Below are 11873 nucleotides of genomic sequence, written 5' to 3' on the forward strand. Positions count from 1 at the left end.
GCCCGGAAACGTCTCCCACGCGCGCGTGCCGCCCGCGCCCCCGGCCCCGTACTGTCCGCAACGGGCAGGCAGCGCACCGTACATGGCGCAAACCGAGCGCAACTCGGGCCGGGCGCGCCGCGGGTGGCGCCGGTTCGGCGCCCGTGTCCTTCCTGTGGTGCACACTTGCTGCCTGGTACAGCGCTCACGGGGAAGGCGGCCTGCGCACATGCTGACGGGGATCGAGGAGGTCGACTGGGCCTCGCTGGGGCACGCCTACGGCCCCGCCGACGACGTGCCGGCCCTGCTGCGCGGACTCGCCTCGCCCGACCCCGCCGAGCGGGAGACCGCCCTCGACGGCATGTACGGGGCGGTGCACCACCAGGGGGACGTCTACGACTCCACCCTCGCCTGCATCCCCTTCCTCCTCGAACTCGTCGCCGACCCCGCCGTCCAGGACCGCGGCGGCATCGTCGAACTGCTCACCAGCATCGGCGGCATCGAGCTCGACGACGAGGACGACGACCTCGACGGACCGGCGGGACTCGACCCGGACGGCGCCGAGTGCGTCCCCGCCGCGAACTTCGCGATGGCCGCGGCGGCCGTCGCCGCGGGCGCCGACGTCTTCCTGTGCCTGGTCGACGACGCCGACACCGAGGTACGGCTCGCCGCGCCGGTCGCGCTGGCCTCGCTGCACCCGGACCCCGCGCGCGTGCTGAGCCTGCTGCGGGAGCGGCTGAGCGTGGAGCCGGACACCGAGGTGCGGCTCGCGCTGGTCGCGGCGGTGGGGCGGATCGCGCTGCGGCACGCCTCGCTGCGGTCCGAGACCGTCGACTGGCTGGCCTGGCTGGCGCGGGCGGCGCAGGACCCGGGACTGCGCCTCGCCTCCCTCGCCCAGCTCGCGCGCTGCGCGCCGGGGCGGATCCCGGACGACATCGTGCGGCGGGTGACGGAGCTCCTGGAGGAGATCCGGACGGCGCCCCCGCCCGAACCGGACGACAGGAGCGACGACAAGGGCGAGGAACCCGGCCCCGCGCGGATGCCGGTGACGCTCGTGGGCCAGGTCCGCGAACTCCTGGAGGAGCAGGTCGCCGGGCAGCGGACACCGTGCACGGAGGAGCTGCTGCGGACCCTGCACGGCGCCCTCGACGACCGCGTGGACGACCGGATCGCCCTGGTCCTCGCTCAGCTGCGCAGCCCCGACCCGGGCCAGCGGACGGACGCGATCTGGCTGTGCGGCGGTCTGATACGGCTCTGGCGCGGGCGGTACGAGGAGGTCGTCCGGCTCGTCGGCGCGCAGCTGGCCGACCCCGACGCCCGGCTCCGGGAGGCCGCCACCTCCTTCCTGGAGCGCCTCTTCGAGCTGGGCGCCCCGGCGGCCGACGGGCTCGCCGCCGTCCTCGCCGGCGGCGAAGGGCCGGGCGGGGCGCCGGTGCTCCGCGGCGGTCCGACGGAGCTCACCGGCAGGACCGCGCGGGACGGGGCGCTGCTCGCCCTCGCGCGGTGCGGCGACGCCCGCGCCGTACCGCTGCTCGCGCGGGCCCTCGAAGGGCCGGGCGAGGTGCGGCGCGAGCTGCTGTACGCGGTCGACGGCCTCGGCCCGGCCGCGGCGGGGCTCGCACCGCTGCTGCGCCACCGGCTCGCGGCGGTCGGACTCGACGAGGACCTGTACGACCGGTCGTCGCCGCTCCTGTACGCCCTGGCGGCGGTACGGGGCGGCCAGGCGCTCCCGGAGGTGCTGCGGGTGCTGCGCGGGGCGCCGGAGCACCGGCGCGAGTGGGTGCGGGAGGCGGCGGCCCGTACCCTCGCCTCCTTCGGCCCCGCCGCCCGGGAGGCCGTACCGGAGCTACGGGAGCTGCTCGCCGCCCGCACGGCGACGCTCGCCACCACGGCGGCGCGCGCCCTGTGGGCGGTCGAGGGCGACGCGGACGCGGTGGTGCCGGTCCTGGAGCGGTGGCTGCGACCGGGCACGTCCGGCACCGACCGGTGCGCGGCGGCCCAGGCGCTCGGCGCGATCGGCCCGGCGGCGGCCGGCGCGGCGCGGGCGCTGCGCCCGGGGCTCACCTCCCGCGACCTGTGGGAGCGGGTCCGCTGCGCGGCGGCGCTGTGGCGGGTGGCCGGGGAGACGGACCGGACGCTGCCGGTGCTGCTCGCGGCCTGGGAGGAGAACCGGCACGCGCGCGTGGACATCGCCGAGTGCCTGGCCGAGATGGGCCCGGCCGCGGCGGCGGCCCAGCTGCCGGTCCTCACCGAGCTGACCCGCCGCCGCCGGCACAACGCCCGCGAGGGCGCCTCCGGCAGCCACGACATCCACCAGGACGAGAAGCTCCTGACCCTGTGCCGGGCGGCGCTGGCCCGGATGGAGCGGCGGGCGTAGGAGCCGGGGGACGGGCGTAGAAGCCGGGGGGGGCGGGAGCGGCCCGGTCGGTGTGCGGCGCCGAGTGGACCTATTGTCTTTCTCGGACCGCCGCCGTCCGAAGACCGCCACCGCCCGAAGACCGCCACCGCCCGAGCACCGCCGCCCGACCGAGGAACCGTGTGAGAACAGCCCGCGCCGTCCGCCTCCTCGCCGCCGTCACCGCGCTCGTGGCGGCGGCCGGGTGCGGCGACGAGGGCGGCCTGGAGAGCGACGGGCCCGTGAAGGCCGCCGTGGGACCCGTACGGCTGTGGCCCGACCTGCCGCCCGCCTCGGACCCGCCGGCCGACTACGGGGAGACCGACACCGAACGGGTGCCGGGGATCACCGTGCGGAACGGCGACGTGCGGACCGTGGACCCGGTCGCGGTGGTCCGGGCCGAGGTGGCCGCGCACCCCGACGCGTACGCCGGCGAGGGCAAGGCGTACGAGGAGACCGCCCGGGCGGTCCTCGCCTGCGACACGGCACCGGCGAAGTGCCCGGTGCTCCCGCCGTACTACCGGGACCTGACCGGGGACGGCCGGGACGAGCTGATCGTCGGCGTCCGGATGCCCGAGCAGCAGGTCGCCGTCCTCGTGTACCTCGTCGAGCGGGGCGGCCTCACCCGGGTCATGACCACCGTCGAACAGGTGATCAGCGTGGAGCTGGCCGGCCGTGACCTGATCGTCCGGGCGGCCTCCGCGGGCATCCCGGGGTACGAGTACCGCACCGTCTGGGCCTGGGACGAGCGGCAGCACGCCGTACTGCCGACGCGGGACGAGATCGTCCCCGTACGCCCGCCCTCGGCCTCCCCGAGCACGGCGCCACGTGTCAGTCCGAGCGCCAGGCCGCGCACGAGCCCCGCTCCCCGTCCCACGCCCCCGGGACCGGCCGCATGACGCCGCCCCGTGCCCGCCGGCCGCGGGCGCCCGCCTGGACCGCGACGCTCACCTGGAAGGCCGCGGTCTTCATCGCCGTGATGTGCTGCGCGCTCGCCGCGCTGCTCGGCACCCTGGTGCACGTCTCCGTGACCGGGCAGACCGTGCGGGACGCCCGGGAGAAGGCACTGGCCCAGCTCGGGGACGTCACCCGGCTGTACGAGGCGGGCGAACCGCTGCCGCCGTTCGCCGGACTCGACCCCGAGGGGCTGCCGGAGCCGCTGCGGCGGCTGACCGCGCACGGCGAGCGCGGCACGATGGTCGCCGACCACCAGGGGCGGCCCACCATGTGGGCGGCGGGCCCGGCGGACGGGCACGCGCTCGCCGTCCGGGTCGACCACAGCCTGGGCGCCGGGACCATCGACGCCCTGGACCGGTCGATCGTCGGCTCCTCGATCCTCGCGATCGCGGCGACCCTGGCCGTCGGCGCCGCCGCCGTCACCCGGGTCACCCGCCGGCTCCACGCCACCGCGCAGGTGGCCCGCCGGATCACCGCCGGAGACCTGGACGCGCGCGTGGACGACCCCAGGACGAAGGACCCCCGGCGCCCGCAGGACGAGGTGGCGACGGTCTCCGGGGCCCTGGACACCATGGCCTCGACCCTCCAGCGCAAGCTCCAGAGCGAGCAGCGGTTCACCGCGGACGTGGCCCATGAGCTGCGCACCCCGCTGACCGGCCTCTCGGCCGCCGCCGAACTGCTGCCGGAGGGGCGCCCCGCGGAGCTCGTACGGGACAGGGTGAAGGCCATGCGGGGGCTGACCGAGGACCTCCTGGAGATCTCCCGGCTCGACGCCCGCAACGAGACCGTCGACCTGGCCGTGCACGGACTCGGGCCGCTCGTCGAGCGGGTGGTGCGCGCCTCGGGCACCGACACGGAGGTGCGGATCGTGCGGGACGCGACGGTCGAGACGGACCGGCGGCGCCTCGAACGGGTCCTCGGCAACCTGGTCGCCAACGCGCACCGGCACGGCCGCCCGCCGGTGGTGGTGACCGTCGACGGGCCGACGGTGACGGTACGGGACCACGGCCCGGGCTACCCGGAGTACCTCCTCGCCTCGGGCCCGCAGCGGTTCCGCACCGAGAGCGGCGGCAAGGGGCACGGCCTGGGCCTGACCATCGCGGTGGGGCAGGCGGAGGTGATCGGCGCCGAGCTGGTCTTCGCCAATGCCCAAAACGGCGCGGCCGAGGGCGGCGGGGCCGAGGCGCGGATCCTGCTGCCGGAGTACGTACGGTTCGAGGACGCCGACGCCCCGGCGGAGTGAACGCCCCCTCCGCACGGCTGAACACCCCTCACGGCACACCGTCACACAAAAGGGACATACGGCATACGGCTTGCTACGTTGCCGACCATGACCGCACCTCGCCGCACGGAGGCACGCGCGGGGGCACGGACGGAAGCCCGGGACGCGCCTCCGCCCGGTGCCCGCGTCCCGAAGCGGCGCGGGGTGGAACTGGTGCTGCTCCTCGGCGCCGTCCTCATCTCCGTCTGCGGCTACGCCGAGGTGGGCCTCGCCCACGACGGGGCCGTACCGCCGGACGCCGCCCGGTACGGCGCGGGGCTCGGCCTCCTCGCGCTCCTCGCGCACCTCGCCGTACGCTTCCGGGCCCCGTACGCCGACCCGCTCCTGCTGCCCATCGCCGTCCTGCTCAACGGCCTCGGCCTGGTCCTGATCTACCGGCTCGACCTGGAGACCCCCCACGACCAGGCGGCGACCACCCAGCTGGTGTGGTCGACGCTCGGCGTCGCGCTCTTCATCGTGGTGGTCCTGGTGCTGCGCGACCACCGCGCCCTGCAGGGGTACGCGTACGTCTCCGTCGCCGCCGCGCTCGCCCTGATGATCCTGCCGATCTTCTTCCCCGCGGTGAACGGGGCCCGGATCTGGATCCGGCTCGGCGGGCTCTCCTTCCAGCCGGGCGAGTTCGCGAAGATCCTGCTCGCGGTCTTCTTCGCCGCGTACCTCTCCGCCAACCTCAGCGCGCTCGCGTACGCCGGCCGCCGGATCTGGAGGTTCCAGTTCCCCACCTGGCGGGTGCTCGGGCCGATCGTGGCGATCTGGCTGCTGAGCGTCGGCGTCCTCGTCCTGGAGCGGGACCTCGGCACCTCGCTGCTCTTCTTCGGCCTCTTCGTGATCATGCTGTACGTGGCGACGGGACGCACCGGCTGGATCGCGATCGGCCTGCTGCTCGCCGCCGCCGGCGCCTTCCTCATCGGCTCGGTCGAACCGCACGTGCACAGCAGGGTGCAGGACTGGCTCGACCCGTACGCCTCCATCCGCGCGGGCCACGGCCCCGGCCAGCTCGCCCAGTCGCTCTTCGCCTTCGCCGCCGGCGGGATGCTCGGCACCGGCCTCGGCCTCGGCCACTCGGTCCTCATCGGCTTCGCCGCCAAGTCGGACTTCATCCTGGCGACGGCCGGCGAGGAACTGGGCCTCCTCGGCCTCACCGCCCTCTTCCTCCTGTACGCCCTCTTCGTGGCGCGCGGCTACCGGGCCGGCCTCGCCCTGCGCGACCCCTTCGGCCGGCTGCTCGCGACCGGACTCGCGTCGATCGTGGCGCTCCAGGTCTTCGTGATCGCGGGCGGGGTGATGGGCCTGATCCCGCTGACGGGCATGGCGATGCCGTTCCTGGCGCAGGGCGGCTCGTCGGTGGTGACCAACTGGGTGATCGTCGCGCTCCTCGTCAGGGTCAGCGACTCGGCGCGGGCGCCGCGGCCGGAGACGGCGGACACCGGCGAACTGGCGAAGGTGGAGGCCGACCGGTGATCCGCTACATCCGGCGGGCCGCCGCCCTCTGCCTGGTCCTCCTCGCGGCACTCCTGGTCAACGCGGTCCGGGTGATGCTGGTCGAGGCCGGCGAGCTGGACGCGAACCCGGCCAACCGGCGGGGCTCCATCGCCCGCTGGGCCGAGCCGCGCGGCGAGATCGTCGTCGACGGGAAGCCGGTCACCGGCTCCCGGGACAGCGGACAGCAGCTGCGCTGGGAGCGGACCTACCTCCGGGGCCCGCTGTACGCGCCGGTCACCGGCCACGCCTCCCAGACGTACGGCACCACGATGGTCGAGCACGCCGAGGACGCGATCCTCTCCGGCGCCGACCCGATGCTCGCGCCGCTGCCGCTGTGGAACGACCTCACCCGGGGCCGCTCCCCCGGCGGCGACGTGGTGACGACGATCCGCGCGTCGATGCAGGAGGCCGCCTACCGGGGCCTCGACGGCAAGCGCGGCGCGGTCGTGGCACTTGAGCCGTCGAGCGGCCGGATCCTGGCGCTCGTCTCCTCCCCCTCGTACGAGCCCGGCGTGCTCTCCGGCACCGGCGCGGACGTGAAGGACGCCTGGACCCGGCTGACGACCTCCCCGAACCAGCCGATGCTCAACCGCGCACTGCGACAGACGTATCCACCCGGCTCCACCTTCAAGATCGTGACGGCCGCGGCGGCCCTGGACTCGGAGGTGGTGCGGGACGTGGACGCGCCGACGGACACGCCCGACCCCTTCGTGCTGCCCGGCACCCGGCAGGTGCTGCCGAACGAGGCGAAGGGCTGCGAGGACGCCTCGCTCGCGTACGCCCTCCAGTGGTCGTGCAACACGGTGATGGCCGGGCTCGGCGTGGACGTCGGCCTGGAGACGATGGTGGAGACGGCGGAACGGTTCGGCTTCGACGACACCACGCTGCGGGTGCCGTCCTGGGTGGCGAAGTCCCACTTCGACCGCGAGATGAGCCCGGACCAGCTGGCGCTCTCCTCGATCGGCCAGTTCGACACGACGGCCACGCCGCTCCAGATGGCGATGGTGGCGGCGGCGGTCGCCAACACCGGCGAGATCGCGCAGCCGTACCTCGTCGACCGGACGACCACCTCCGGCGGCGCGACCGTGGACCGCACCCCGCGCCGCAGCTACCGGCAGGCGATGAGCCCGTCGACGGCCCTCCAGCTCCAGCGCCTGATGGTGCGGGCGGTGGAGGAGGGCACGGGCACCAACGCGGCGATCCCCGGCGCCCGGGTCGGCGGCAAGACGGGCACGGCCCAGCACGGCTTCGGCAACACGGGAACCCCGTACGCCTGGTTCATCGCCTGGGCGCAGGCGGAGGACTCGGGCCGCCCGGCGGTCGCGGTGGCGGTCGTCGTGGAGGACGCGGAAGCGTCCCGCACGGACATCAGCGGCGGCGGCAGCGCGGCCCCCATCGCCCGCGACGTGATGCGCGAGGCGCTGCGCCTGGAGGCGGAGGCCCGGGGGACCCCGGGCCCGCGCGGCGAACGGCCCCGGAAGAGCCCCGCGCCCCGGCCTGCCGGCCCGCCGGGGATGACGGCGCGCCCGGCACCCTGAGAGGGTGCCGGGCATGATCGTCCGAGTGAGCGAGGCCCGCGTCCGTCCCGAACGCTTCGAGGAGTTCAGGGAGTCGATCGTCTCGGCGGTACGCGGCTTCCCGGCCCGCCACCCCGGCCTGGTCGCCCACGAGGTGCTGGTCGCACCGCCGCACTCGCTGCTGTACGTGAGCCGCTGGCGGTCCGAGGAGGACCTGGTGGCGTACGCCGGGAAGAACTGGCGCGACGAGCCGGTGGTCCTGCCCGGCGAGGAGGAGTACCTCCTCGGCCCGCTCGAACTGCGCCACTTCACGGTCGCACCCCTGGACTGAGCCCTCCTACTCCACCCCACCCTCCGCGATCGCCTCGGCCACCTCCGCGACCCGCGCCCGCTCCTCCGCCGCGAAGCGTTCGGCGTCGAGCCGCTCCGCGATCTCCTCGTCCTGGGCCATGAGCAGGTCGAGGCGGGAGTCGCCGAGGTCGAAGACGCCCATGTCGAGGTAGGCCTTCTGGAGGCGTTCGCCCCACAGCCCGATGTCCTTGACGCAGGGCACGATCCGGCTGAACAGCAGCTTCCGGAAGAGGTGCAGGAACTCGCTCCGCTCGCTGAACTCCTCGGCCTCCTTCCGCCCGACGCCGAAGTTCTCCAGGACCTCGACCCCGCGCAGCCGGTCCCGCATCAGGTGGCAGCCCTCGATGACGAACTCCTCGCGCTCGCGCAGTTCGGCGTCGCCGAGCTGCCGGTAGTGGTCGCGCAGGGCCATCCGCCCGAAGGCCACGTGCCGGGCCTCGTCCTGCATGACGTACGCGAGGATCTGCCGGGGCAGCGGCTTGTCGGTGGTGTCGCGGATCATGCCGAAGGCGGCGAGCGCCAGGCCCTCGATGAGCACCTGCATGCCCAGGTAGGGCATGTCCCAGCGGGAGTCGCGGAGGGTGTCGTCGAGGAGGGACTGAAGATCGCCGTTGATCGGATAGAGCATCCCGATCTTCTCGTGGAGGAAACGGGAGTAGACCTCGGCGTGCCGGGCCTCGTCCATGGTCTGGGTGGCCGAGTAGAACTTGGCGTCGAGGTCGGGCGCGGACTCGACGATCCGGGCCGCGCAGACCATGGCGCCCTGCTCGCCGTGGAGGAACTGGCTGAAGTTCCAGGAGGCGTAGTGGCGGCGCAGCTCGCCCTTGTCCTTCTCGCTGAGCTTGGCCCAGTACCGGGTGCCGTACAGGGCGAGCGCCTCGTCGGGGGTGCCGAGCGGATCGTACGGATCGACCTCAAGCGCCCAGTCGATACGACGGGCGCCGTCCCACTGCTTGTCCTTCCCCTTCTGGTAGAGGGCGAGGAGCCGCTCCCGGCCGGCGCCGGCCATGTCGTACTCCCAGGAGAAGCGGGCCTCGCCGGTGGCCGGGATCTCCCGGCCGGGCCCGGACGGGGGCCTCACGTAGAGCTCGTGCGTCGACACCGACCACTCCTTCCGGCCGCCGGCCTCCCGGCCGCCCCCAGCAGGCTCACACGCTCCTTGACGAAGCGTCAACAAGTCGCGCACAGGGGATTGACGGCCTTGCTGACGGGCAGTCTGATAAGAGGTGACCGAAGGTAACCCCAGTGAGGTGTCCCCGCCATGACCCCCTCCACCGAGCCCGACTTCACCCTCCTGCGGGATGCTCTGGGGCCGCTCCGCGACCGCGAGCGGCTCGCCGAACGGCTCCTGGAGTCCTCCCGCAAGCACTCCTACGACCCCGACACCGCCCTCGACTGGGACGCCCCCTTCGAGGATGGCACGTGGTACTGGCCACCGGAACTGGTCTCCCTCTACGGCACCCCCCTGTGGGACCGGATGCCGGAGGAGCAGCGGATCGCCCTCTCCCGCCACGAGGCCGCCTCGCTCGCCTCGCTCGGCATCTGGTTCGAGGTCATCCTGATGCAGCTGCTGGTCCGGCACATCTACGACAAGCAGCTGACCAGCCATCACGTGGGCTACGCCCTCACCGAGATCGCCGACGAGTGCCGGCACTCGATGATGTTCGCCCGCCTGATCCGTAAGAGCGGCACCGGCGAATACCCGGTCCCCCGCGTCTACCACAACCTCGCCCGCGTCCTGAAGACCGTCTCCACCACCCCCGGCTCCTTCGCCGCCACCCTCCTCGGCGAGGAGATCCTCGACTGGATGCAGCGCCTGACCTTCCCGGACGAGCGGGTCCAGCCCCTGGTACGCGGCGTGACCCGCATCCACGTGGTCGAGGAGGCCCGTCACGTGCGCTACGCCCGCGAGGAACTGCGCCGCCAGATGGTGACGGCACCGCGCTGGGAGCGGGAGTTCACCCGCCTCAGCTGCGGCGAGGCCGCCCGCGTCTTCTCCACCTGCTTCGTCAACCCGGCCGTCTACGACGCGGTGGGCCTGGACCGCCGCCAGGCGGTGGCCCAGGTCCAAACGAGCGCCCACCGCCGCGAGGTCATGCAGGCCGGCGCCGAACGCCTGACGGACTTCCTCGACGACATCGGCGTCCTGCGCGGCCCGGGCCGCCGCCTGTGGCGCTCGTCCGGGCTGCTGGCCTGAGCGACACGCAAAGCCCCCGGGCCGGGACTACGCTGCCGGTATGACGAGCGCCGCCTCTCCCGCGTACCGACGGCTCAGTGTCGAGGAGCGGCGCGGCCAGCTCCTGGAGGCGGCGCTCGGGCTCTTCGCTCACCGGGCGCCCGAGGACGTGTCGCTCGACGACGTCGCCGAGGCGGCCGGAGTCTCGCGGCCGTTGGTGTACAGGTACTTTCCCGGCGGGAAGCAGCAGCTGTACGAGGCGGCGCTGCGGTCCTCCGCCGACGCGCTGCACCGGTGCTTCGCCGAGCCGCAGGAGGGGCCGCCCACCGTGCGGCTCGGGCGGGTGCTCGACCGGTATCTGGACTTCGTGGACGGGCACGACGCTGGGTTCAGTGCGCTGCTGCGGGGCGGGAGCGTCGTGGAGACCTCCGCGACCACGGCGATCGTGGACGAGGTGCGGCGGGCCGCGGCCGAGCAGATCTTCCTGCACCTGGGGGCGGAGCGGCCGGGGCGGCGGCTCGGGATGCTGGTCCGTACGTGGATCGCGGCCGTCGAGGCGGCCTCGCTCATCTGGCTCGACGAGGGGAAGTCACCTTCCGCCTCCGAGCTGCGGGACGGGTTGGTCGACCAGCTCGTCGCCGTGCTCGTCGCGGGTGCGGCAGGGGACGAGGAGACCGCCGGGGTGGTGCGGCGGCTGCTCGCCCAGGAGCGACCCGGCGGGCCCGTGGCGGACCTGGCGCGGCGCCTGCTGCCGCTCGTCGGCGAGGCGGCCCGGCTGCTGTGACCTCCCGTGGTGGGGGGGTGAGAAACGAGCTCCCCTTCCGTGGCGGCCCGCTCGACGGGCGGGTCCTGCCGATCCCGCTCGGCCCGACCGGCCGCCTGCCGAAGTGGTACGAGGCGCCGGTGCCGGCCCACGACGGCCGACCGCCCATGGTGTACGCGTACCGGCGCGAGCCCGCCGGGTACACCAAGCGGCTGGGTCTACGAGTACGCCCCCCGGGGGGGGCGCGGGCGGCGCGAGCTGAAGACGACACGGCGCTGCGGGTGCCATCCTGGGGGCGAAGTCCGACTTCGGCCCCAGGATGAGCCCTGACCAGTCGGCGCTCTCCTCCATGTCAGGACCGAAGCAGAGCAGGTCGGCCGCCGCCTCCCGCAGCAGCTCCGGATCATCGGGGCGCCGCGGGCAACGGAGTCACGGGCAACGGCTGACGAGTCGTCCCTCGTCTGCCTCCTCATGCCGGAAGGCCCCGCCGAATGTCTCCATTCGGCGGGGCCTTCCTCGTTTCCCCGAAGCCTCACGGGGCTCTAGGCGTCGCCCGCCTGCCCGAGAAGCTCGGCGACCTCGGTTCGGCGCCAATCCCATTGAGGATACTTCTCGATCAGATCGAGGAACTCGGCGAACTCGATGACATCGCCGTAGTCCGTGTCGATGAGACCGGAGAAGCCCCGGAGCACGTAGGACAAGAACATGCGCGCCGCGTCCATGGACTGACAGGACACGTAGATCGCATGGGGTTCCGCCCCGGTCCTCCGCCTCGCCTCTTCGATCTCCTCGGGCTCGAAGTCCGAGAGGACATCGCCCGAGAAATCGAGAGCGTATGAGTTCCCGTTCCAGTGGAGGAAGTCTCCTTCACTGAGCGGGTCCTCCTCGGTCCCGAGGGACCGCACCTTGGTCTCGATGGCAGCACACTCCTGTGTGCTCGCCAGCAGGACGACAGAGGGCCAGGACACCGT

10 protein-coding genes and 1 pseudogene are annotated in these 11873 nt (G+C 73.9%); 9 read left to right on the forward strand and 2 right to left on the reverse strand.

The genetic code is table 11. The features are described 5' to 3' along the window. Window positions 1-208 precede the first annotated feature (208 nt). The 6 genes from QK442_RS08950 to QK442_RS08975 all read left to right on the forward strand — a co-directional run bounded on the left by QK442_RS08950 (window position 209) and on the right by QK442_RS08975 (window position 7943). Window positions 209-2356: a PBS lyase gene (locus QK442_RS08950; RefSeq protein WP_282693327.1), complete on the forward strand. Its 2148-nt coding sequence runs from the start codon at window positions 209-211 to the stop codon at window positions 2354-2356. A gap of 161 nt (window positions 2357-2517) precedes the next feature. Then, entirely contained in the window at window positions 2518-3273 is a 756-nt protein-coding gene (locus tag QK442_RS08955; RefSeq protein WP_282693328.1) for a hypothetical protein, read from the forward strand. Then, window positions 3270-4574 (forward strand): HAMP domain-containing sensor histidine kinase, encoded by a 1305-nt coding sequence (locus QK442_RS08960; RefSeq protein WP_282693329.1) that lies wholly within the window; start codon window positions 3270-3272, stop codon window positions 4572-4574. Before QK442_RS08955 ends, QK442_RS08960 begins: the two co-directional genes overlap by 4 nt. Window positions 4575-4661: 87 nt before the next feature. Next, entirely contained in the window at window positions 4662-6074 is a 1413-nt protein-coding gene (locus tag QK442_RS08965; protein WP_282693330.1) for an FtsW/RodA/SpoVE family cell cycle protein, read from the forward strand. Next, entirely contained in the window at window positions 6071-7633 is a 1563-nt protein-coding gene (locus QK442_RS08970; protein ID WP_282693331.1) for a penicillin-binding transpeptidase domain-containing protein, read from the forward strand. The genes QK442_RS08965 and QK442_RS08970 overlap by 4 nt, the downstream gene beginning before the upstream one ends. A gap of 13 nt (window positions 7634-7646) precedes the next feature. Then, entirely contained in the window at window positions 7647-7943 is a 297-nt protein-coding gene (locus QK442_RS08975) for an antibiotic biosynthesis monooxygenase (RefSeq protein ID WP_282693332.1), read from the forward strand. A 6-nt stretch (window positions 7944-7949) separates the two neighbouring features. Here QK442_RS08975 and QK442_RS08980 read toward each other — a convergent pair whose 3' ends face one another. Next, a complete protein-coding gene (locus QK442_RS08980; RefSeq protein WP_282693333.1) occupies window positions 7950-9065 on the reverse strand; it encodes a ferritin-like domain-containing protein in 1116 nt (371 codons plus the stop codon). A gap of 159 nt (window positions 9066-9224) precedes the next feature. Between QK442_RS08980 and QK442_RS08985 the strand changes: the two genes are divergently transcribed. From QK442_RS08985 to QK442_RS08995, 3 genes and pseudogenes are all read left to right on the forward strand, one after another. Further along, complete coding sequence (locus QK442_RS08985) at window positions 9225-10160, forward strand: diiron oxygenase (RefSeq protein WP_282693334.1); 936 nt, start codon at window positions 9225-9227, stop codon at window positions 10158-10160. Window positions 10161-10200: 40 nt separating this feature from the next. After that, window positions 10201-10923: a TetR/AcrR family transcriptional regulator gene (locus QK442_RS08990; protein ID WP_282693335.1), complete on the forward strand. Its 723-nt coding sequence runs from the start codon at window positions 10201-10203 to the stop codon at window positions 10921-10923. A 17-nt stretch (window positions 10924-10940) separates the two neighbouring features. Next, window positions 10941-11232, forward strand: a pseudogene (locus QK442_RS08995) (hypothetical protein). Window positions 11233-11444: 212 nt separating this feature from the next. Here QK442_RS08995 and QK442_RS09000 read toward each other — a convergent pair. Beyond that, window positions 11445-11870 (reverse strand): hypothetical protein, encoded by a 426-nt coding sequence (locus QK442_RS09000; RefSeq protein ID WP_282693336.1) that lies wholly within the window; start codon window positions 11868-11870, stop codon window positions 11445-11447. Window positions 11871-11873 lie beyond the last annotated feature (3 nt).

It is taken from the genome of Streptomyces sp. CC208A, assembly GCF_030010625.1.
In the GTDB taxonomy this organism is placed as follows: domain Bacteria; phylum Actinomycetota; class Actinomycetes; order Streptomycetales; family Streptomycetaceae; genus Streptomyces.